Here is a 22,885-nt window from a genome sequence, read left to right as displayed (position 1 = left end):
GGTTTTCCCCTCATTTTGTGTTTAATACCGAATCAGGCTATTGAATATCAAAATTTTGTCCCCATGTAACTCGATATTTAAACTGAGGTTTCTCAAAATTTTTAAGGAAACCCTAAAATTGGCATAAGCTAAACGAAGAGAGAACCTTATGAATCTTGAGCGTTCAGAACGCATTGAAATTCCTGTACTGCCTCTGCGAGATGTCGTGGTTTATCCACATATGGTGATCCCATTGTTTGTTGGCCGCGAGAAATCGATTCACTGTCTTGAAGCTGCAATGGATCAGAATAAACAGGTCATGTTGGTGGCTCAAAAAGAAGCATCGACTGATGAGCCAGGTTTAAATGATCTTTTCTCTGTAGGGACAGTTGCTTCTGTTTTGCAGATGCTAAAACTACCAGATGGTACGGTTAAAGTCTTAGTTGAAGGTCTGCGTCGTGCAAAAATCACTATGCTAACAGATAATGGAGAATATTTCATTGCCCAGGCTGAGTATTTTAGTTCTCCGACTGTTGATGAAAAAGAGCAAGAAGTCTTAAATCGGACAACCATTAATCAGTTTGAAGGCTATATTAAACTGAATAAAAAGATCCCACCTGAAGTATTAACATCATTGCATTCTATTGAACAATCGGACAAATTGGCTGATACAATCGCTTCTCATATGCCGTTAAAACTAGTGGATAAACAGCGTGTATTAGAAATGGCTGATGTGGTTGAGCGGCTTGAATATTTGATGGCAATGATGGAGTCTGAAATTGATTTACTGCAGGTTGAAAAACGTATTCGTAATCGCGTTAAAAAGCAGATGGAGAAAAGTCAGCGCGAATACTATTTGAATGAGCAGATGAAAGCAATTCAGAAAGAATTAGGTGAGATGGAAGACGCGCCTGATGAATATGAAATGTTCAAGCGCAAAATCGAAGAAGTTAAAATGCCTAAGGAAGCTCGGCAAAAAGCGGAAGCAGAATTACAAAAATTGAAAATGATGTCACCTATGTCTGCTGAAGCTACAGTTTTACGGAGCTATATTGATTGGATGGTGCAGGTCCCGTGGAATGCTCGTAGTAAAGTTAAAAAAGATTTGCTGAAAGCTCAGGAAACACTGGATAGCGATCATTATGGTTTAGAACGTGTTAAGGAACGTATTCTTGAATACTTAGCTGTGCAAAGTCGCGTGAGTAAAATTAAAGGGCCAATTTTATGTTTGGTCGGACCGCCTGGTGTTGGTAAAACATCATTAGGTCAATCAATTGCTAAAGCGACAGGGCGTAAATATATTCGTATGGCACTTGGTGGTGTCCGTGATGAAGCAGAAATTCGTGGACATAGACGAACATACATTGGCTCTATGCCCGGGAAACTTATTCAAAAAATGGCAAAAGTGGGTGTTAAGAACCCCTTATTTTTGTTAGATGAAATTGACAAAATGTCTTCGGATATGCGTGGTGATCCGGCATCGGCTTTACTTGAAGTACTTGATCCAGAACAGAATGTTGCGTTTAATGATCACTATTTAGAAGTTGATTATGACCTTTCTGATGTGATGTTCGTTGCGACTTCAAATTCGATGAACATTCCAGCACCGTTATTAGATCGTATGGAAGTGATTCGTCTTTCAGGTTACACCGAAGATGAAAAACTTAATATTGCCAAAAAACATTTGTTACCTAAACAGATTCAGCGAAATGCATTGAAAAAAGGCGAGCTTACGATCGACGATAGCGCAATTATTGGTATTATTCGTTATTATACCCGAGAGGCTGGTGTTCGTGGTTTAGAACGTGAAATTTCCAAATTATGCCGTAAAGCAGTAAAAGCACTACTGATGGATAAATCATTGAAACACCTTGTCATCAATGAAGATAATCTAAAAGACTATCTTGGTGTGCGTAAAGTTGATTACTGTCGTGCAGATACCGAAAATCGTATCGGTCAAGTGACGGGTTTAGCTTGGACAGAAGTTGGTGGCGATTTATTAACTATTGAAACCGCTTGTGTACCTGGCAAAGGTAAACTCACTTATACCGGATCGTTAGGTGAGGTTATGCAAGAATCTATTCAAACGGCGTTAACTGCAGTTCGGGCGCGAGCAGAAAAGCTGGGTATTAATGCTGATTTCTACGAAAAACGGGATATTCATGTGCATGTACCTGAGGGAGCAACACCAAAAGATGGTCCCAGTGCAGGAATTGCAATGTGCACAGCGTTAGTTTCTTGTTTGACCGGTAATCCTGTACGAGCAGACGTAGCGATGACTGGTGAGATAACATTACGAGGATTAGTATTACCAATTGGTGGTTTAAAAGAAAAATTGTTAGCCGCTCACCGTGGTGGTATAAAAATCGTGCTAATTCCAGATGAAAATCGTCGAGATTTGGAAGAAATATCCCAAAATGTTATCGCAGATCTAAAAATTTACCCGGTAAAAACCATTGAAGAGGTTTTTTCTATTGCACTACAAAAGCCCCCCTTTGGGATGGAGATAGTGACTAAAAAATGCTCTTAATACATTGATTTAAATTAAAAATTTTACATAAACTTAAAACTGATAAATCTTAAATGATTTATCAGTTTTTTTTATCTACTAAATAAATTAAGTAAACAAATCTATAATTATTTGGCTGTAATATGTTTTCTTGCCATACTTTTGTAGTATTGATACGACGGTGTCATCTTTTTGTGAACCGTTAGCAATATGTTTGTTTAATCCATAATTAATAAAATGGGGATGATAAGCGTGAAAAAGAAAGAGCTAATAGAAAAAATTGCTAAAGAGTCAAAGGCTGCTAAATCAGTCTCTGAGAGCGTGTTAAATGTATTTCTCAAAATTGTATCTCAAACTCTCAAAAAAGGAGATAAAATTCAGTTAATAGGCTTTGGCGCTTTTGAAAGTAAAGAGCGCCCAGCACGTACTTGACGTAATCCTCAAACAGGTAAGGCTATTAAGATAGCTGCGGCAAAGGTACCGACATTTAAAGCCGGCCAAGGATTAAAAGATGCTGTTAACGGCCACAAGAAAAAATAAGGATTGCCGCATACTGTTAACGGATAAACTAAAACCGAATCAATTGTTTTAGTAAGTTAGGATAGAGCGCATCATAAAGGTGATGCGCTTTTTTCTTTTACGCTAAAATAGCGTATTATGCGTCTATTTACTTTGACTAAAATGGAGAGTAGCCTCTTTATGATGGACAACCTACGCACGGCGGCGAATAGTCCTGTGCTAAAAATAGTATTTGTGATTATTATCCTATCTTTTGTGCTTACCGGCGTTGGTGGTTACCTGATTGGCGGTTCAAGTAATCACGCGGCGAAAGTGAATGGCACAGCAATTAGTCAAGTTCAATTACAGCAAGCTTTTCAGCAAGAAAAGCAAGCATTACAAGAACGACTAGGTGATCAATTTGCTGAAATTGCCAGCAGCGAGCAAGGGATCCAGATGCTGCGTCGTCAAGCTTTAGAAAGGTTAATTGGTGTGACATTGCTTAATCAATATTCAAATCAATTGGGTTTAACGGCGAGTGATGAGCAAATTAAGCAAGATATCTACAACATGCCGATATTTCAGACTGACGGGCATTTTGATAGTGAAAAATATCGGGCTATTTTATCTCAACATAATGTTAATGCCGATGATCTTGCCCAAGAAATACGACAAAATTTGATTAACCGTCAACTCAGTAAAATGTATGTGACAGATGAATTTGTCTTACCTGAAGAAATTAAGTCCTATGCTGAGTTACTTTTACAGCAACGTGAAGTAAAAACAGCAACTATATCGCTTGCTAACTATCAATCTAAACAAACGATGACAGATAAAGAATTACAAGATTACTATAATACACATCAGAACAGTTTTATTTCACCCGAACAGGTACAGGTTAGTTATATTAAGTTAGATGCCGCTTCTCAACGTGAAAATGTGGCAGTCAAAGATGAAGAGCTGAAAAGCTATTATGAGCAAAATATAGCTAATTTTACGCAGCCTGCGCAAAAACATTACAGCATGATCCAATTGGCAACAGAAAAAGAAGCCGATTCCGTTGCTAAAGAATTGGCTGGTGGGGCTGATTTTAAGCAATTAGTTACCGAAAAATCGACAGATAAATTTAGTGCAGCAAATCATGGTGCTCTTGGTTGGATGGAGGTGACTTCAACGCCAAGTGAAATTATTGATGCGAATCTAACTAAAAAAGGACAGGTTTCTGGCGTAATAAAATCGGCTAGCAATTATATTATATTTCGTTTTGATGATATTAAACCTGAAGTAATAAAACCTTTTCAGTCAGTAAAAACTGAGATTGCCGATAGCCTAAAAAATGAAAAAGCGATTAATGCATTTTATTCATTACAACAAACTGCAAGTCGCGGGGCGATGGATAATAACGAATCGTTAGCAGCAGCTGAAAAAGTTACTGGTATTAAAGCGGTCACAACAGATTGGTTTAGTCGTAATAATCTTCCTGAAGAAATAAGATTTGATAAAGTGGCTGATTCTATTTTTAACAGCAACTTATTAGATAAAAATGGGCCAACAGGTATTAACTCAGATGTTATTAATGTCGATGGTGATCGTGCGTTTGTTATTCGAGTTGAAAAATATAAACCAGAGGTAACTCAACCATTCGATGAGGTGAAAAAATCAGTAGCTGAATTAGTCAAGCTTAATAAAGCTACAAAAGAGATGGAAGCAGAGGGCAATAAATTGCTGAGCGCATTAAAACAAGGGACAGGTGCAGCGGCTTTGGCAAAACAGGGTATTACCTTTGGTGAGGCAAAGATTATCAAACGTTTTGAACAAAATGACTCATTGGCTGAGCAAATTTTTCAGATGCCAATTCCTAAAGAAAATGCACCGACTTATCTCAGTAGCAAAGATAGCAAAAATAATTTAGTTATTATTCAATTGGTCAAAGTGACTCAGGGGCAACCGACGGAAGATGAATTAAAAGTCTTTTCGCAACGCTATAAAATGATACTTGGCGATGTGATGATGGAATCACTGATGTTGAATTTACGTGATAAGGCTAAAGTCGATGTAGGCCGAATTGAGTAATTTGCGTTCGACTTCCACATAATTTTATACAATTACATAAATTAGAGGCTGCGCTTGTGCAGCCTCTTGCTGTTATATCATTTTAGGCTTTGTTGAATAAATCAGAATTAGCCGCCAGGATGGCTCCCTCTGCTACAGCTGTTATCCGATCCTGACGCTGTGTGGCATACCCAACAACGTCATACGGTTCAGCGCTTTGACCATCGCCATTGCTTCACCTACCTGAGCCTCATAGTCACGCAGCCTCAGATGGCCACCCAGCAAAGTTTTTATGCGGAACATCGCTGTTTCTGCCACTGAACGCCGGTGATAACCCACTTTCTTTTTCCACATATCATTACTCCTGCTCAGACGCTGATTCGCCACCGCATAGTTACGTTCATGGTACTTGTCCGGCCAGTATTTCGCTCCGCTTCGCGGCGGGATAAGGGGCCTGATTTTCTTTCTTAGCAACGCATCGTGGCAGTAACAGGCGTCATAAGCACCGTCTGCTGACACTTCCCTGATTTTCCGGTGGGTTTGGTTAATCAGGCCCGGCAGTGCCTGCGCATCTGTCGTTCCGCTGAGCGATAAGTCGGCACAGATAATCTCATGAGTCACACTGTCTGCTGCCAGATGAAGCTTGCGCCACACTCTTCGTCTGTCAGCCCCATGCTGCCTGACTTTCCATTCACCTTCGCCAAAGACCTTCAGACCGGTACTGTCGATGACCAGATGCGAGATTTCACCACGCGTTGGCGTTTTTATGCTGATGTTGACGCTCTTTGCTCGTCTGCTGACCAGCGAGTAGTCCGGACAGCACAGCGGCAAAGACATGAGTTTAAAAATCGAATCAACGAAGCCCTGTAATGCCCGGAGCGACAGGTTAAACACACGCTTCATCATCAGGACAGTGGTAACAGCCATATCGCTGTAGTAAAGCGGCCGGCCACGACCTTCAGGCGAAGAACTGTCAGTCCATCCAGCGATGGCCGACTCATCAAGCCAGACCGTCAGGGAACCGCGTTGTCTGAGTGCCTTGTTGTACGCGGGCCAGTTGGTAATTTTAAACTTTTGCTTTGCCATGGGGACCTGATGTTGAAACGAATTTAGCGATCAGCTCCGCCAATCACCTAAAAGTTCGATTTATTCAACAAAGCCGCTCAGATGTACCAATTGCAACAAATTGGTAATTTATTACATACTGATAGCGTAGAACGTCTAGATGTTGTTAATTAATCTTTTTTCTATTTTATTCTTACTTATTTGTGGATTTTTTATTAATATATTTTTATATTTCATATTGAAAATTGTTTTTTCATCACTTCGAAGATTGGTAAATTAAGATTATACTAGATTAGATACTTATTTTGTTGTAAATAAGGTCGGTCAACTTTAATCTTTTTTGTTATTATTTATATACTGTTAAACTATTTTTATGTTTAATATTATCTATTTGAATAAGAAAACAACACTTGATTTTTTTCTTGCTATTTGAATATGAATAGCGCATAATGCGTGCTCTATTATTCTTATAGAGCCATTCGATGGGGTCCTGTTGGTTCTCCCGCAATGCTAAATTGTTAACTTGGTCAGATCTGGAAAGAAGCAGCCATAGCAAGGGGTGTATGTGCCGGGATGTCGCTGACAGCGACTCCTCCAGTTTAACACTTCTAAGATATTTATATTTTTTCAGATAAAATTAATCTAATTAACAAAAAATGTTTTTATGTTGAAAATTGCTAAATTAATTCAATATGGTTGGTTTTTTACATAGAGAAAAATTTCAATTAATTTGATGAATTTTCATTTTAATCTAAATGTCAGTTTTTGGTTTAGTTATTTATAGAAAAATAATATTATGTGAAATTAAGAATTTTGATTAATGATGCAATTGAATTATTAATTAAAAAATAAATAGCATTGAATTGATTGTTTTCATAAATAGTTATTGTTTAGGTATGGTTTTTATTAATGAAAAAGAGTTATGGTTGAGTGAGGATAATTATAGGGTTATTTTTTGATTAAGTGAAAATATACATATGGTTCATTGTTTAATCTAATAACGTAAGCAACACCACGATATAATTATTCGTGCAATAAATGAATATTTTAAGTTATATAGTTATTAATAAAAGCCGATAAAGGCTATCGGCTAAAATTATAACCATATCCTATCTGATAAAGGAAAGACTTACTTATTAACGAACATATTTCCAAACTGACGAAGGAATTTTGTCATAAAGTTTATTCATTGTGAGCTCTGCTAACCTATGGTCTGCGGCAGAATAAAATAATTCAAGTTCGTCTTCAGATAACTCATATTTGTTTTTTTCGATTACGCGCTCCAATGTTTCGATAGTCGTACATCTTCTTAAGCGCTTCAGATAGTCAATTTTAGTCATAATTTCCTTTCTTTAAATTATAGATGTATAAAATATGAATGTTATTGGCTGTTGCGTCAAGTGTTACTTAATGAATATTTTATATCATTTGTTAATATTTCAGCCAAATGCTCATTCATTTTTTGCCAATCAGAAATATCTGTTAGGCTCATTACAGGTTTACCAAATAGGTTATAAGTTTCATTCAAATATTCGTCAATAAAAATAAAAAGGTTTACGTTATTCGGATATTTTAATTTAAATTGACCAATAAAATCTGTGATATGATCAATTAATACATTAAGTTTAACGCTTTGATCGGAACCAAGATCATTTTTCCAATGGGTTTTTGTCCTATGCAAAGTTAACATCGCTTCACGATATAGAGCATCACATAAATACTTTAGCACTAAGATATCATAACTCCTTGGTGAGTACTCATCCATAATCACCTCCATTTAAACCTCAGATTACGGGTTATTACTCATTTTGATTGCATAATACTGGGCTTTGTTGAATAAATCAGAATTAGCCGACAGGATGGCTCCCTCTGCTACACCTGTTATCCGATCCTGACGCTGTGTGGCATACCCAACAACGTCATACGGTTCAGCGCTTTGACCATTGCCATTGCTTCACCTACCTGAGCCTCATAGTCACGCAGCCTCAGATGGCCACCCAGCAAAGTTTTTATGCGGAACATCGCTGTTTCTGCTACTGAACGCCGTTGATAACCCACTTTCTTTTTCCACATATCATTACTCCTGCTCAGACGCTGATTCGCCACCGCATGGTTACGTTCATGGTACTTGTCCGGCCAGTATTTCGCTCCGCTTCGCGGCGGGATAAGGGGCCTGATTTTCTTTCTTAGCAACGCATCGTGGCAGTAACAGGCGTCATAAGCACCGTCTGCTGACACTTCCCTGATTTTCCGGTGGGTTTGGTTAATCAGGCCCGGCAGTGCCTGCGCATCTGTCGTTCCGCTGAGCGATAAGTCGGCACAGATAATCTCATGAGTCACACTGTCTGCTGCCAGATGAAGCTTGCGCCACACTCTTCGTCTGTCAGCCCCATGCTGCCTGACTTTCCATTCACCTTCGCCAAAGACTTTCAGACCGGTACTGTCGATGACCAGATGCGAGATTTCACCAAGAGCGTTGGCGTTTTTATGCTGATGTTGACGCTCTTTGCTCGTCTGCTGACCAGCGAGTAGTCCGGACAGCACAGCGGCAAAGACATGAGTTTAAAAATCGAATCAACGAAGCCCTGTAATGCCCGGAGCGACAGGTTAAACACACGCTTCATCATCAGGACAGTGGTAACAGCCATATCGCTGTAGTAAAGCGGCCGGCCACGACCTTCAGGCGAAGAACTGTCAGTCCATCCAGCGATGGCCGACTCATCAAGCCAGACCGTCAGGGAACCGCGTTGTCTGAGTGCCTTGTTGTACGCGGGCCAGTTGGTAATTTTAAACTTTTGCTTTGACATGGGGACCTGATGTTGAAACGAATTTAGCGATCAGATCCGCCAATCACCGGCTTTGTTGAATAAATCAGAATTAGCCGACAGGATGGCTCCCTCTGCTACACCTGTTATCCGATCCTGACGCTGTGTGGCATACCCAACAACGTCATACGGTTCAGCGCTTTGACCATCGCCATTGCTTCACCTACCTGAGCCTCATAGTCACGCAGCCTCAGATGGCCACCCAGCAAAGTTTTTATGCGGAACATCGCTGTTTCTGCCACTGAACGCCGGTGATAACCCACTTTCTTTTTCCACATATCATTACTCCTGCTCAGACGCTGATTCGCCACCGCATGGTTACGTTCATGGTACTTGTACGGCCAGTATTTCGCTCCGCTTCGCGGCGGGATAAGGGGCCTGATTTTCTTTCTTAGCAACGCGTCGTGGCAGTAACAGGCGTCATAAGCACCGTCTGCTAACACTTCCCTGATTTTCCGGTGGGTTTGGTTAATCAGGCCCGGCAGTGCCTGCGCATCTGTCGTTCCGCTGAGCGATAAGTCGGCACAGATAATCTCATGATTCACACTGTCTGCTGCCAGATGAAGCTTGCGCCACACTCTTCGTCTGTCAGCCCCATGCTGCCTGACTTTCCATTCACCTTCGCCAAAGACCTTCAGACCGGTACTGTCGATGACCAGATGCGAGATTTCACCACGCGTTGGCGTTTTTATGCTGATGTTGACGCTCTTTGCTCGTCTGCTGACCAGCGAGTAGTCCGGACAGCACAGCGGCAAAGACATGAGTTTAAAAATCGAATCAACGAAGCCCTGTAATGCCCGGAGCGACAGGTTAAACACACGCTTCATCATCAGGACAGTGGTAACAGCCATATCGCTGTAGTAAAGCGGCCGGCCACGACCTTCAGGCGAAGAACTGTCAGTCCATCCAGCGATGGCCGACTCATCAAGCCAGACCGTCAGGGAACCGCGTTGTCTGAGTGCCTTGTTGTACGCGGGCCAGTTGGTAATTTTAAACTTTTGCTTTGCCATGGGGACCTGATGTTGAAACGAATTTAGCGATCAGCTCCGCCAATCACCTAAAAGTTCGATTTATTCAACAAAGCCATAATACTGCTAAAGATGAAGAAATTACCATTGAATTAATATATTGTTTTATTTTTTGTAAAATCAAAACACTATTAATTATGATTGTTACCAAAATTATAAATGGGTGTCGATAAACAATCAGAATAATGTGGATAATTTATAAAATGTATACTTGTGTGAGTATCGCAAAAGTAAAGCAAACAACCTACTGGATATTAATATAGCACTATTATCGCATAAGTCACTATCTCTGTATAAAGTTTTTTGTTATATGATGTTAATCAAGGAACGAATCTAGAGCAAAATATCAAATATATACAAAAAGTTACAGTATTACTGTGTTATTTTATTATTATTTATTTTTTTATTAAAAAATAAGTTCTAGTCATATATTTAGAGTTATTTTTCATTTATTAAAAAACATGTTTACTTAAAAGGCCAGAATATCTGGCCTTTTAATGGAAATATTACTAATAATCTAACTAAGCTAATATTTATTTGTGAAACGTCTACGTATAACGACAAAAAATACTGGAACGAAATAGATTGCTAATGTGGTTGCTGCAATCATTCCTCCAAGTACACCGGTACCTACAGAGTTTTGCGCGCCTGAACCTGCACCGTTACTAATAACGAGCGGTAAAACGCCAAGCATGAATGCTAATGATGTCATTAAAATAGGCCGTAAACGCATTCTGACAGCATCTAGCGTCGCTTCAATCAATCCTTTTCCTTCTTTTTCCATTAAGTCTTTAGCAAACTCAACAATTAAAATGGCATTTTTGGCAGATAGACCAATAGTTGTTAATAAACCTACCTTAAAGTAAACGTCATTTTCTAATCCCCGAATTGAAGTGAAGAGTAATGCCCCAATAACTCCTAATGGTACAACTAGCATAACAGAAAAAGGAATTGACCAACTTTCATATAAAGCGGCTAAACAGAGAAAGACGACAATAAGAGAAATTACATATAAAGCAGGTGCTTGATTGCCAGAAAGACGTTCTTGGTAAGACATACCGGTCCATTCATAACCAACACCTTCAGGTAATTTTTCAGTAAGTTGCTCCATTAATAGCATGGCATCACCGGTACTTTTCCCTGGTGCCGCAGAACCTTGGATTTCCATTGCAGGTAAACCATTATAGCGTTCCAGACGTGGTGAAACATATAGCCATGGATCTTTGCTATGATCAATCAATGCAGAAAAAGGTACCATTTTTCCTTGATTATTGCGGACATAAAATGTTTCAATATCAGCAGGCAACATCCGGAATGGGGCATCGGCTTGTACATAAACTTTTTTAACGCGTTCACGATCAATAAAGTCATTTACATAGATGCCGCCAAACATGGTACTTAACGTTGCGTTAATATCATTGATAGAAACACCTAATGCTTCCGCTTTCTGTTGATCAATATAAAAACGATATTGAGAAGTATCATCTTGCCCGTTAGGACGGACATTTTGCAATATATCAGGATGTTGAGCGATAAGCCCTAGTAGTTGATTACGAGCAGCCATTAATTTGTCATGGCCTAAATTACCCTGATCAACAAGTTCATAATCAAAACCACTGGCAGTACCTAGTCCAGGTATAGCAGGGATATTGAAAGAGAAGATGATAGCTTCTTGTATTTTTGAAAAGGCAAGATTGGCACGATTAATAATTTGAGAAACATGGCTTTCAGCACTATGATGCTCTTTCCAATCTTGTAGTACCACGAAAGCAAGCCCCATGTTTTGTCCCTGTCCTGCGAAGCCAAAGCCACTTACGGTAAAGACAGATTTAACATTCGCTGTTTCTTTGGTGCGATAATATTGGTCAATATCATGAAGCACTGCGACTGTTTGTTCCTGGGTTGAACCAGGTGGTAGCTGAACCATAGTCAAAAGTAACCCTTGATCTTCCTCAGGCAGAAATGAAGAGGGCAAATTTAGGAACAAAAATGCCATACCGGCAACTAATATAACATAAATAACCAGGTAACGGCCCGTGCCTCTAAGCATATGGACAATACTATTAGTATAGTGATGCGCGCTTTTTTCAAATGTACGGTTAAACCAACCGAAAAAGCCAGTCTGTTTACCATGAGTACCTTTAGGGATAGGTTTTAATATTGTGGCGCACAAGGCGGGAGTTAGGATCAACGCGACCAGAACGGAGAGCACCATTGAGGCGACAATAGTAATCGAGAATTGACGATAGATTGCGCCCGTTGAGCCACCAAAAAAAGCCATAGGGATAAATACCGCCGATAATACTAAGGCTATACCGACAAGTGCCCCTTGAATTTGCCCCATCGACTTTTTGGTAGCTTCTTTAGGTGATAATCCTTCTTCTTGCATTACACGTTCGACGTTTTCTACTACCACAATCGCATCATCGACTAAGAGTCCGATAGCGAGCACCATTGCGAACATGGTAAGCGTGTTAATTGCATAACCCATCGCAGACAAAATAGCGAATGTACCAAGCAAAACAACAGGAACTGCGATCGTTGGGATCAAGGTTGCACGGAAGTTTTGCAGGAATAAGTACATAACAACGACGACTAGCATGATAGCTTCGATCAGCGTTTTCACTATTTCGTTAATTGAAATTTTTACAAACGGCGTGGTGTCATAAGGGTAAACAATCTCTAATCCGTTAGGGAAAAACGGCTCCATTTCAGCGAGCGTAGCACGTACGGCTTTTGCGGTATCTAAGGCATTGGCACCGGTAGCCAATTTGATACCAATACCGGCTGATGGCGTGCCATTATATTTTGCTTTGATGCTATAGTTTTCCGCACCTAACTCAACGACGGCAACGTCTTTTAAACGAACCTGAGAACCATCCGGATTAACTCGTAACAGGATATTGGCAAATTGTTCGGTATTATTTAGCCGCGTTTGAGCAATAATCGAAACATTCAGTCGTTGGCCTGCGATCGGTGGTGTGCCACCTAGCTGACCGGCAGCGACTTGGTTATTTTGAATTTTTATGGCATTGATAACATCCTGAGTGGCCATATTGTATTTAACAAGTTTATCTGGATCTAACCAGATCCGCATAGCGTACTGAGTGCCAAACAGCTGGGTTTCACCGACACCTTTTACTCGACTGATAGGATCTTTAATGTGAGAGTTAACATAATCAGCGATATCCTCTTGATTCATAGAGCCATCTTTAGAAATAAAAGCGACTACCATCAAGAAAGAACCGGTAGATTTATTAACATGGATGCCTTGCTGCTGTACTTCTTGGGGCAGTAATGGCATGGCCAATTGTAATTTATTTTGTACCTGTACTTGTGCAATATCGGGATCTGTTCCAGCTTCAAAGGTAAGTGTCAGAGACATGTTACCCATTGCATCACTGGTTGACGACATATAAACCAGATTATCAATCCCATTCATATTCTGTTCGATAACCTGAGTAACGGTATTTTGTACAGTGGTGGCCTCAGCTCCAGGATAGGTTGCTGAAACCGATATAGCAGGTGGTGCAATGGTTGGATATTGCTCCACCGGTAATTTGATAATTGCCAATAGACCAGCAAGCATGGTAATAATGGCTATTACCCACGCGAATATTGGCCGTTCTATAAAAAACTGAGGCATTAATTATCGACTCCCTTAATTTAAGACTTTTGCGGAGAAAATTTATTTTTCTGTTGTATTTGGAGTTAATGATGTCTCTTTAGCTACCACTTTCATGCCAGGCTTGACTTTTTGGAGCCCAATAACAATGACACGCTCTCCAGCTTTTAGTCCTTTAGCTATTAGCCATTGATTACCAATTGCTTGCGCAGTAATTACCGTACGGGTTTCGACTTCATCATTGGTATTAACAATCATCACTTGGGCTTCACCACGAGGTGTCCGACTTACACCTTGTTGTGGCACTAAGATCGCATTTTTTTTCACGCCTTCTTCTAAAACAGCACGAACAAACATACCAGGCAGTAATTGTTTTTCTGGATTTGGGAAAATAGCCCGCATTGTGATAGAACCCGTACTTTCATCAACTGTTACATCGGAAAATTGAAGAACACCTTTTTGTGCATAAACTTCACCATTATTCATTTTTAAACTAACAGGTGCTTGCTGTGATTCTTTAGATAAATTGCCGCTAGCAATCTCATTTTTTAAACGCAGATAATCGTCACTGGATTGAGTAACATCAACAGAGATAGGGTCTAACTGTTGAATGGTTGTTAGCGCAGTAGCTTGCCCGGTTGTGACTAATGCACCCTCTGTGACGCTGGATTTACCGGAACGGCCTGAAATAGGCGATGCTACTTTGGTATAATCAAGATTGATACGCGCGGTTTCAACTGCCGCCTCAGCAGCTTTAAGAGAAGCTAATGCCTGAGCATAATTAGCGTTTGCAGTATCATACTCTTGTTTACTGATATAATTTGTTCCTAATAGAGGCTTATAACGGCTTACAGTTAAACGAGTAATTTCTGCATTGGCTTTTGCTTTTGCTAAATTAGCTTTTGCACTGTCATAATTTGCTTTATAGGTTGCAGGATCTATTTGATATAAAGAAGCTCCAGCTTCAACATCACTACCTTCTTTATAATTTCTTTTTAATATAATACCCTCTACTTGAGGTCTTACCTCGGCAATACGAAAAGCATTAGTACGGCCAGGCAGTTCAGTTGTAACTGTCAATGGCTTTACTTCCAATGTTACGACACCAACTTCAGGTGTTGGAGGTGCAATATTACCTTGCTGGGAATTATCGCCACATGCTGTCAAGATCAAACAGCTTGAGAGTAGTAATATTACCAGAGGTAAGATCCCTCTGTTTTTTTGCATAAATAAACCTCAATATTCAAATATCAATTTCAAATCTGAAACCTAGTGAATTATTATGTTATAAGTCTCCTATTCTATTGCACAAACATACGTGAATGTATGTAAATTTCCTTCAATGAGAAGAAAGTAAGTTAAAATGGCACGAAAAACTAAGCAACAAGCAAAAATAACTCGCCAAGAAATAATTGATGCAGCAATTAGAACATTTTCTAAGTATGGTGTTTCATCTACCTCATTGTCTAATATAGCAGAGGTTGCAGGTGTAACTCGTGGTGCTATTTATTGGCATTTTAAAAATAAAGTCGATCTTTTCTCTGAAGCTTGTAAATTTACTGATGAACAAATGGCTGAAACTCAGAAAAAGTATCAGTTAAAATACCCCAATGATCCACTTTTTGTATTGAGAAAATTATTACATTATATTTTATTTACTTTTTTTGACGATACTAAAAACAGGGAGCTAACTGAGATTTTTTTTCATAAATGTGAATTGATAGGTGAAATGGCACAGTTTGCTGAATTACGGCGTGAAATTTATATGATTAACCATCAACGACTAGTCACTCTGTTAAGTGCCTGTGTGGAAAAAAAACAGTTGCCTGTCAATATCGATGCCCAGTACGCAGCAATTATGATACGTGCAGCGATTACTGGCCTGTTTGAAAATTGGTTATGTGTACCAGATAGTTTTAGTATCAAAGAAAATGCGATTCGCTATGTGGATACAATGATTGATATGATGAAATACAGTCCATCAATAAGAAACAATTGAAATGTTTTATTACATAATTACGGAGAATTTGATGCCAGAAAAAAACCTATTTTTGATTATTGCTAATGGTGCCGCTTATGGTGATGAAAATCTTTTTAATGCGCTACGTTTGGCGATTGCAGTTAAGGAACAGGCAGCGACAACTGAAATGAAAATTTTTTTAATGTCTGATGCGGTTGTTGCAGGTCTTGATAATCAAAAGCCAATTGATGGTTATAATTTAAAACAGATGTTAGAAATTTTGCTTGCGCAGCAAGTGGAAATAAAATTATGTAAGACTTGTACTGATGCAAGAGGTATCAGTGAATTACCGTTAATTAAAGGGGTCAGCATCGGCACTTTGGTAGAGTTAGCTCAGTGGACATTAGTAGCCAATAAAGTTTTAACTTTTTAGATATAATAATATTTGAGGCAAGGAAAGAAATCCTAAGGAGAGATTTTTAACTGTTTTTTTATTTTTAATCTAACGTAGTGGATACTACTATGTTTTCATTTAGTCGAAGGTTGCAAAGCAGAACATGTTGCCAGTGGTTAGTTTCTTTCTTGTCCTTATCTTGTGGTTTATTTTTTCTTTTTAATGCTACGTTAATTGAGAGTGCTACCTTAACCAATATAACCTCAAGGCAAACTATTCAAAACCAATTAAATGCCTTAAGTAATCGTAGCAATTTAACTGCGTATGAAACGCTAGCTTTATCTGACTACAAAAAAGCCATCCAATTTTATGATGAATTAGCTGGATTAGAAAAACAAGCTGAATTAATGCAAAAAAGAGTGATGCAAGCGCCAAAAGAAGCGCGATATGTACTTGATAATTTAGCTAGAATTAAACGTGAGCAACAACAAAGTGAGCAGACTAAAACTGAATATCAGCATTTATCTTTATCGCAACTAGAGAGCCAGTTAAAAAATAAATTAGAAATATTACAAAACCAGCAGGAAAATCTAGCCAATATTAATAACAACTTAGTTGCATTACAAACCCAGCCAGAGCGCGCAATGAATATAATGCTAGAAAATGCTCGGCGGCTACAAGATATTCGTTACCAACTAAATAATGATTTTTCTTCCAATGACGATATTCGGCCTGCTTTGCAAGTATTATTACAAGTGGAACAATTATACTTGCAGCAGCAAAATAAATTTCAACAACACGCATTACAAGCTAATACTCAATTACAGGATGTGCTACAGAAGCAACGTGATTATACAGCAACTTATCTTGAGTTAATTCAAAGTGATATACAATATATTCAGGCTACTATTAATAATAAACGCTTAAATTATTATGAGGAAACTGCTAAAGAAGCGCAACGCTCAACGATAAATAGTCAGGAAGTGGAAGAATATCCGGTAATTAAACATGAAAAAGCGATTAATAAAGCACTGAGTGAACGTTTGATCTCAGTAACTCAAAATAGTAACCAATTAGTACAAAAAGGGGCTTTGTTGAATAAATCAGAATTAGCCGACAGGATGGCTCCCTCTGCTACACCTACACCTGTTATCCGATCCTGACGCTGTGTGTCATACCCAACAACGTCATACGGTTCAGCGCTTTGACCATCGCCATTGCTTCACCTACCTGAGCCTCATAGTCACGCAGCCTCAGATGGCCACCCAGCAAAGTTTTTATGCGGAACATCGCTGTTTCTGCCACTGAACGCCGTTGATAACCCACTTTCTTTTTCCACATATCATTACTCCTGCTCAGACGCTGATTCGCCACCGCATGGTTACGTTCATGGTACTTGTCCGGCTAGTATTTCGCTCCGCTTCGCGGCGGGATAAGGGGCCTGATTTTCTTTCTTAGCAACGCATCGTGGCAGTAACAGGCGTCATAAGCACCGTCTGCTGACACTTCCCTGATTTTCCGGTGGGTTTGGTTAATCAGGCCCGGCAGTGCCTGCGCATCTGTCGTTCCGCTGAGCGATAAGTCGGCACAGATAATCTCATGAGTCACACTGTCTGCTGCCAGATGAAGCTTGCGCCACACTCTTCGTCTGTCAGCCCCATGCTGCCTGACTTTCCATTCACCTTCGCCAAAGACCTTCAGACCGGTACTGTCGATGACCAGATGCGAGATTTCACCACGCGTTGGCGTTTTTATGCTGATGTTGACGCTCTTTGCTCGTCTGCTGACCAGCGAGTAGTCCGGACAGCACAGCGGCAAAGACATGAGTTTAAAAATCGAATCAACGAAGCCCTGTAATGCCCGGAGCGACAGGTTAAACACACGCTTCATCATCAGGACAGTGGTAACAGCCATATCGCTGTAGTAAAGCGGCCGGCCACGACCTTCAGGCGAAGAACTGTCAGTCCATCCAGCGATGGCCGACTCATCAAGCCAGACCGTCAGGGAACCGCGTTGTCTGAGTGCCTTGTTGTACGCGGGCCAGTTGGTAATTTTAAACTTTTGCTTTGCCATGGGGACCTGATGTTGAAACGAATTTAGCGATCAGCTCCGCCAATCACCTAAAAGTTCGATTTATTCAACAAAGCCTCATATTTATTAAAACAACTTTTAAGTAAATATTAACTAAGAATAGCTAAATTTAACAAAATATAAACAAAAAACTTACACTCATTAACAACAAACTATAGATGATTATACTTTTGGGATGCTGATCACGGAACTTTATACCGATAAATAATAAGATTCCCTTCTGAAAAACTAAAATATAATTTTGACATATAAAAAAACAAATAAAATTGATTCTAAACAGTATTGTGATAATGACACTAAACCATAATGTGGTATAGTATCGCAATTAACCTTTACTAGAATAATCAGTTACTTTATTTACATAAATTTTAACTATATATTTTGTTTATGTAGATAAAGAATATTGTATAAATATACCTGCAATCATAATTATATTGAGCGGTTTTCATACATTAAAAATTTACTATTTTTTGTTTCTCGTTTTATATTTTGGAGAGTACCATGGATACAACTCGAGTTGATTCCATCACTTCCTCATATGCACACCAGGACGTAAAAGTTTGGCGTAAAAATGATACAGTTTGGATGTTAGGTTTATACGGCACCGCAATCGGTGCTGGTGTACTCTTTTTACCCATTAACGCAGGTATGAGTGGCCTATTACCCGTCATTCTAATGACGTTACTCGCATTTCCAATGGCCTTGTTTTCCCATCGCGGTTTAACCCGTTTTGTATTATCCGGCTCAAAACCTAATGGCGATATTACTGAGGTTGTAGAAGAACATTTTGGCCGTTCTTCCGGTAATTGGATCACACTGCTCTATTTTTTTGCTATTTATCCTATCTTATTGGTATATGGCGTATCAATTACCAATAATGTCGAGAATTTCATCGTTGAACTCCTCGGTTTTAATGCTCCACCGCGCTGGCTATTAGCACTTATTCTTGTCGGTGGTATCATGGCTATTGTTAGCCTGGGTGAGAAATATATAGTCAAAATAATGAGTATGCTAGTATTTCCGTTTATTGCGGTTTTGGTGATATTTTCACTCTATATGATCCCTCACTGGCATGGCGCTGCATTAGAAACACTTTCATTCTCCAATATTAATATGGATAGTACCGAAAATAACCAGAGTATGCTGGTTACGATTTGGTTAACTATTCCTGTTATGGTCTTTGCATTTAACCATTCACCTATTATTTCTGCATTTGCCGTTGCTAATCGTAAAGAATATGGCGAGCATGCTGATCAAAAAGCTTCTCGAATTTTAGCTTCAGCACATATTTTAATGGTTATAACCGTAATGTTGTTCGTTTTTAGCTGTGTATTTACTTTATCTCCTGCTGATTTGGTAAAAGCAAAAGCGGCAAACATCAGTATCCTCGACTATTTATCTGGCTATTTCGATAAACCTTTTATTAAATTTGCCGCTTCACTAATTGCCTTCGTCGCAATTATAAAATCGTTCCTAGGACATTATCTCGGTGCGCGTGAAGGTTTTAATGGTTTGGTTGAACGTGCTTATCGGGCAAAAGGTAAAACAATCAATATCCAAAAACTAAATAAAGCAACTGCGATTTTTATGTTAGTCACTACCTGGTTAGTTGCTACTTTAAATCCAAGTATTCTGAGCATTATCGAAAGTTTAGGTGGACCTGTTATTGCAATTTTATTATTCATGATGCCAATGTACGCAATTAGTAGAATACCCGCTATGCGTAAGTATTCTGGTCATATTAGTAATATTTTTGTAGTCATTGTCGGTATTATCGCTATTTCAGCTGCAGTATATAAATTATTTCTTTAACGTTTAATGATTTTGGGATGGCTGTCATTTATTGGAATAAATGAATTAGCTTTCCCAAATATCGTAAGGCCGCAATATTAACTTCAACTCTTTGGCCAGCTTATTACTAAAAATTAGCGCCTTTAACAAGGAGGCGAATAAAATATGAGTAGTGTTTTTGATATTTTTAAAATTGGCATTGGCCCATCCAGTTCTCATACTGTCGGACCAATGAAAGCCGGTAAACAATTTGTTGATGATCTAATTAAAAAAGAGATTCTGACTTCTGTAAAGCGTATTAGCGTTGATGTTTATGGTTCATTATCTTTAACCGGTAAAGGACATGCCACTGATATTGCCATTATTATGGGATTAGCCGGTAATCTACCCGATACGGTAGCTATCGATTCTATCTCCACTTTTGTTAAAAATGTTGAACAAACTCAGCTCTTATTACTTGCCAATGGACAACATGTAGTGGATTTTCCTACACAAGGTGGTATGAATTTTCATACCACCAATCTACCAATGCATGAAAATGGTATGGTAATTACCGCTTTCGCAGCTGAAGATAAACTGTATAGTAATACATATTATTCTATTGGCGGTGGTTTTATCGTTGATGAACAGCATGTTGGTCAAGAAAGTGGATCGACGGTTAAAGTGCCTTATCCATACCAGTCAGCAGCTGATCTACAACGGCACTGTAAAGATAACGGCCTTTCACTTTCTGCACTGGTGATGCAAAATGAATTAGCGCTGCGGAGTAAAGAAGAAATACAAACTCATTTCGATGCAGTTTGGCAGGTTATGCAGCAAGCTATCGAACGAGGTGTTAATACCGAAGGTCTATTACCAGGCCCACTTCGGGTACCACGCCGTGCAGCAGCATTAAGAAGAATGCTAGTCACCTCCTATAATACGACAACGGATCCGATGGCTGTTGTTGATTGGATCAATATGTTCGCCTTGGCAGTCAATGAAGAAAATGCAGCCGGTGGACGAGTGGTTACCGCACCGACCAATGGTGCTTGTGGTATTATTCCAGCCGTACTTTCTTATTATGATAAATTTATTCGCCCCATTAACGAAAATTCTTATACCCGCTTCTTTTTGGTTGCTGGCGTTATCGGCACCCTTTATAAAATGAATGCTTCAATTTCTGGTGCTGAAGTTGGCTGTCAAGGTGAAGTTGGTGTGGCCTGTTCTATGGCCGCAGCTGCGCTAACCGAATTAATGGGAGGTAGTCCTGCCCAAGTCTGTATCGCAGCAGAAATTGGTATGGAACATCATCTTGGGCTTACTTGTGATCCGGTTGGCGGTCAAGTCCAGGTTCCCTGTATTGAGCGTAATGCGATTGCAGCAGTTCAGGCGGTTAATGCTGCCCGAATGGCTTTACGTCGGGTTAGTGATCCGCGTGTTTGTCTGGATAAAGTAATTGAAACCATGTATGAAACCGGCAAAGATATGAATGCCAAATATCGTGAAACTTCACAAGGTGGGTTAGCGATTAAAATTACATATTGCGATTAAACTATTTAATAAACTGTTACAACAATTAAATAATAAGCCAGTTTTAACAACTGGCTTATTTAATGTTAATAAATTATTTTATTCGTTATTATATAAGTATATATAGGCTTTGTTGAATAAATCGAACTTTTAGGTGATTGGCGGAGCTGATCGCTAAATTCGTTTCAACATCAGGTCCCCATGGCAAAGCAAAAGTTTAAAATTACCAACTGGCCCGCGTACAACAAGGCACTCAGACAACGCGGTTCCCTGACGGTCTGGCTTGATGAGTCGGCCATCGCTGGATGGACTGACAGTTCTTCACCTGAAGGTCGTGGCCGGCCGCTTTACTACAGCGATATGGCTGTTACCACTGTCCTGATGATGAAGCGTGTGTTTAACCTGTCGCTCCGGGCATTACAGGGCTTCGTTGATTCGATTTTTAAACTCATGTCTTTGCCGCTGTGCTATCCGGACTACTCGCTGGTCAGCAGACGAGCAAAGAGCGTCAACATCAGCATAAAAACGCCAACGCGTGGTGAAATCTCGCATCTGGTCATCGACAGTACCGGTCTGAAGGTCTTTGGCGAAGGTGAATGGAAAGTCAGGCAGCATGGGGCTGACAGACGAAGAGTGTGGCGCAAGCTTCATCTGGCAGCAGACAGTGTGACTCATGAGATTATCTGTGCCGACTTATCGCTCAGCGGAACGACAGATGCGCAGGCACTGCCGGGCCTGATTAACCAAACCCACCGGAAAATCAGGGAAGTGTCAGCAGACGGTGCTTATGACGCCTGTTACTGCCACGATGCGTTGCTAAGAAAGAAAATCAGGCCCCTTATCCCGCCGCGAAGCGGAGCGAAATACTGGCCGGACAAGTACCATGAACGTAACCATGCGGTGGCGAATCAGCGTCTGAGCAGGAGTAATGATATGTGGAAAAAGAAAGTGGGTTATCACCGGCGTTCAGTGGCAGAAACAGCGATGTTCCGCATAAAAACTTTGCTGGGTGGCCATCTGAGGCTGCGTGACTATGAGGCTCAGGTAGGTGAAGCAATGGCGATGGTCAAAGCGCTGAACCGTATGACGTTGTTGGGTATGCCACACAGCGTCAGGATCGGATAACAGCTGTAGCAGAGGGAGCCATCCTGTCGGCTAATTCTGATTTATTCAACAAAGCCGAATTTTAATCGAACAAGGATGTTGAATAATATGGATATTTGTTTCATCAGAATATTGATATTAACCATTAGCTGAGCACAATAAAATTATTCACCCGGTTTGACCAAGAGCTAATATAGAAATACTCACTAGCTAAGATCAGCAATTAAATAGATGCTAAAAATAAAATTTAATAATAGAAATAAATTAAATAATAATATTAATGGCCAGTAATTTTTATCAATTAAAATAAATTACGTTTAATAATATACCTAATTTGAAATTATTATTTGTCAATTTCTGCAGAAAAACTCATCAAAAAAAATCCAATTAATTCACAGAACTACTTATTATTTATTAAATTCAACTCAACAAATAATCACTATACATAATAC

15 protein-coding genes, 1 other RNA gene and 3 pseudogenes are annotated in these 22,885 nt (G+C 39.6%); 11 read left to right on the top strand and 8 right to left on the bottom strand.

Annotation, left to right across the window (positions count from 1 at the left end; all coding sequences use genetic code 11):
* Window positions 1-148 precede the first annotated feature (148 nt).
* From lon to ppiD, 3 genes and pseudogenes are all read left to right on the top strand, one after another.
* Complete coding sequence (lon, locus tag E3U36_RS10120) at window positions 149-2,509, top strand: endopeptidase La (protein WP_180816441.1); 2,361 nt, start codon at window positions 149-151, stop codon at window positions 2,507-2,509.
* Between the two features lie 231 nt (window positions 2,510-2,740).
* Window positions 2,741-3,028, top strand: a pseudogene (locus E3U36_RS10115) (HU family DNA-binding protein).
* Between the two features lie 159 nt (window positions 3,029-3,187).
* Entirely contained in the window at window positions 3,188-5,059 is a 1,872-nt protein-coding gene (gene ppiD / locus E3U36_RS10110; RefSeq protein ID WP_180816440.1) for a peptidylprolyl isomerase, read from the top strand.
* A 141-nt stretch (window positions 5,060-5,200) separates the two neighbouring features.
* Here the strand turns inward: ppiD and E3U36_RS10105 are convergent, their stop codons facing one another.
* Window positions 5,201-6,124 carry an IS5 family transposase gene (locus E3U36_RS10105; protein ID WP_180816439.1) on the bottom strand — a complete coding sequence of 308 codons (924 nt, stop codon included), beginning with the start codon at window positions 6,122-6,124 and terminating at the stop codon, window positions 5,201-5,203.
* Window positions 6,125-6,594: 470 nt separating this feature from the next.
* Here E3U36_RS10105 and ffs point away from each other — a divergent pair.
* An RNA gene (ffs, locus tag E3U36_RS10100) (signal recognition particle sRNA small type) lies at window positions 6,595-6,691 on the top strand.
* Between the two features lie 548 nt (window positions 6,692-7,239).
* On the opposite strand, the gene E3U36_RS10095 is transcribed toward ffs, so the two are convergent.
* The 4 genes and pseudogenes from E3U36_RS10095 to E3U36_RS10080 all read right to left on the bottom strand — a co-directional run bounded on the left by E3U36_RS10095 (window position 7,240) and on the right by E3U36_RS10080 (window position 9,938).
* Window positions 7,240-7,443, bottom strand: coding sequence for an HHA domain-containing protein (locus E3U36_RS10095; RefSeq protein WP_180816438.1), 204 nt, complete (start codon window positions 7,441-7,443; stop codon window positions 7,240-7,242).
* A 56-nt stretch (window positions 7,444-7,499) separates the two neighbouring features.
* Window positions 7,500-7,880, bottom strand: a complete 381-nt coding sequence (tomB, locus tag E3U36_RS10090; RefSeq protein ID WP_238337449.1) for an Hha toxicity modulator TomB — start codon at window positions 7,878-7,880, stop codon at window positions 7,500-7,502.
* A gap of 104 nt (window positions 7,881-7,984) precedes the next feature.
* Window positions 7,985-8,910, bottom strand: a pseudogene (locus E3U36_RS10085) (IS5 family transposase).
* A 104-nt stretch (window positions 8,911-9,014) separates the two neighbouring features.
* Complete coding sequence (locus tag E3U36_RS10080) at window positions 9,015-9,938, bottom strand: IS5 family transposase (RefSeq protein WP_180816437.1); 924 nt, start codon at window positions 9,936-9,938, stop codon at window positions 9,015-9,017.
* Between E3U36_RS10080 and E3U36_RS10075 the strand changes: the two genes are divergently transcribed.
* The gene (locus tag E3U36_RS10075; protein ID WP_180816436.1) at window positions 9,932-10,129 is read left to right on the top strand and encodes a hypothetical protein; all 198 of its coding nucleotides are present in this window, start codon (window positions 9,932-9,934) and stop codon (window positions 10,127-10,129) included. The genes E3U36_RS10080 and E3U36_RS10075 overlap by 7 nt on opposite strands.
* A 353-nt stretch (window positions 10,130-10,482) precedes the next feature.
* Here E3U36_RS10075 and E3U36_RS10070 read toward each other — a convergent pair whose 3' ends face one another.
* Both E3U36_RS10070 and E3U36_RS10065 read right to left on the bottom strand, forming a co-directional pair.
* A complete protein-coding gene (locus E3U36_RS10070) occupies window positions 10,483-13,602 on the bottom strand; it encodes an efflux RND transporter permease subunit (protein WP_180816435.1) in 3,120 nt (1,039 codons plus the stop codon).
* Between the two features lie 42 nt (window positions 13,603-13,644).
* A complete protein-coding gene (locus E3U36_RS10065) occupies window positions 13,645-14,808 on the bottom strand; it encodes an efflux RND transporter periplasmic adaptor subunit (protein WP_180816434.1) in 1,164 nt (387 codons plus the stop codon).
* 136 nt (window positions 14,809-14,944) lie between these two features.
* Here E3U36_RS10065 and acrR point away from each other — a divergent pair, with 136 nt between their 5' ends.
* The 3 genes from acrR to E3U36_RS10050 all read left to right on the top strand — a co-directional run bounded on the left by acrR (window position 14,945) and on the right by E3U36_RS10050 (window position 17,098).
* Window positions 14,945-15,580, top strand: coding sequence for a multidrug efflux transporter transcriptional repressor AcrR (acrR, locus tag E3U36_RS10060; RefSeq protein WP_180816433.1), 636 nt, complete (start codon window positions 14,945-14,947; stop codon window positions 15,578-15,580).
* 31 nt (window positions 15,581-15,611) lie between these two features.
* Window positions 15,612-15,974, top strand: a complete 363-nt coding sequence (locus E3U36_RS10055; protein WP_032115139.1) for a DsrE/DsrF/TusD sulfur relay family protein — start codon at window positions 15,612-15,614, stop codon at window positions 15,972-15,974.
* A 77-nt stretch (window positions 15,975-16,051) separates the two neighbouring features.
* On the top strand, window positions 16,052-17,098 hold the full coding sequence (locus tag E3U36_RS10050) for a hypothetical protein (protein ID WP_180816432.1): 1,047 nt from the start codon (window positions 16,052-16,054) through the stop codon (window positions 17,096-17,098).
* Here the strand turns inward: E3U36_RS10050 and E3U36_RS10045 are convergent.
* Window positions 17,085-18,008 (bottom strand): annotated as a pseudogene (locus E3U36_RS10045) (IS5 family transposase). The gene E3U36_RS10050 and the pseudogene E3U36_RS10045 overlap by 14 nt on opposite strands.
* Window positions 18,009-18,527: 519 nt before the next feature.
* Here E3U36_RS10045 and E3U36_RS10040 point away from each other — a divergent pair.
* From E3U36_RS10040 to E3U36_RS10030, 3 genes are all read left to right on the top strand, one after another.
* Window positions 18,528-19,838 (top strand): serine/threonine transporter, encoded by a 1,311-nt coding sequence (locus tag E3U36_RS10040; RefSeq protein WP_180816431.1) that lies wholly within the window; start codon window positions 18,528-18,530, stop codon window positions 19,836-19,838.
* Window positions 19,839-19,982: 144 nt separating this feature from the next.
* Complete coding sequence (locus E3U36_RS10035) at window positions 19,983-21,350, top strand: L-serine ammonia-lyase (RefSeq protein WP_180816430.1); 1,368 nt, start codon at window positions 19,983-19,985, stop codon at window positions 21,348-21,350.
* A 180-nt stretch (window positions 21,351-21,530) separates the two neighbouring features.
* Window positions 21,531-22,454 (top strand): IS5 family transposase, encoded by a 924-nt coding sequence (locus E3U36_RS10030; protein ID WP_180816429.1) that lies wholly within the window; start codon window positions 21,531-21,533, stop codon window positions 22,452-22,454.
* Window positions 22,455-22,885 lie beyond the last annotated feature (431 nt).

The sequence above is a fragment of the Arsenophonus endosymbiont of Aphis craccivora genome, from assembly GCF_013460135.1.
GTDB classification, from domain to species: Bacteria; Pseudomonadota; Gammaproteobacteria; order Enterobacterales; family Enterobacteriaceae; genus Arsenophonus; species Arsenophonus nilaparvatae.
The sequence above is the reverse complement of the archived record's forward strand: the minus strand, read 5'-3'. Positions and strand labels throughout refer to the sequence as shown.

Coding starts and splice junctions, on each gene's coding strand:
- tomB (WP_238337449.1), bottom strand. CDS start 7,880: ATGGAGGTGATTATGGATGAGTACTCACCAAGGAGTTATGATATCTTA.
- ppiD (WP_180816440.1), top strand. CDS start 3,188: ATGATGGACAACCTACGCACGGCGGCGAATAGTCCTGTGCTAAAAATA.
- E3U36_RS10070 (WP_180816435.1), bottom strand. CDS start 13,602: ATGCCTCAGTTTTTTATAGAACGGCCAATATTCGCGTGGGTAATAGCC.
- E3U36_RS10030 (WP_180816429.1), top strand. CDS start 21,531: ATGGCAAAGCAAAAGTTTAAAATTACCAACTGGCCCGCGTACAACAAG.
- E3U36_RS10040 (WP_180816431.1), top strand. CDS start 18,528: ATGGATACAACTCGAGTTGATTCCATCACTTCCTCATATGCACACCAG.
- E3U36_RS10035 (WP_180816430.1), top strand. CDS start 19,983: ATGAGTAGTGTTTTTGATATTTTTAAAATTGGCATTGGCCCATCCAGT.
- acrR (WP_180816433.1), top strand. CDS start 14,945: ATGGCACGAAAAACTAAGCAACAAGCAAAAATAACTCGCCAAGAAATA.
- lon (WP_180816441.1), top strand. CDS start 149: ATGAATCTTGAGCGTTCAGAACGCATTGAAATTCCTGTACTGCCTCTG.
- E3U36_RS10095 (WP_180816438.1), bottom strand. CDS start 7,443: ATGACTAAAATTGACTATCTGAAGCGCTTAAGAAGATGTACGACTATC.
- E3U36_RS10105 (WP_180816439.1), bottom strand. CDS start 6,124: ATGGCAAAGCAAAAGTTTAAAATTACCAACTGGCCCGCGTACAACAAG.
- E3U36_RS10080 (WP_180816437.1), bottom strand. CDS start 9,938: ATGGCAAAGCAAAAGTTTAAAATTACCAACTGGCCCGCGTACAACAAG.
- E3U36_RS10065 (WP_180816434.1), bottom strand. CDS start 14,808: ATGCAAAAAAACAGAGGGATCTTACCTCTGGTAATATTACTACTCTCA.
- E3U36_RS10055 (WP_032115139.1), top strand. CDS start 15,612: ATGCCAGAAAAAAACCTATTTTTGATTATTGCTAATGGTGCCGCTTAT.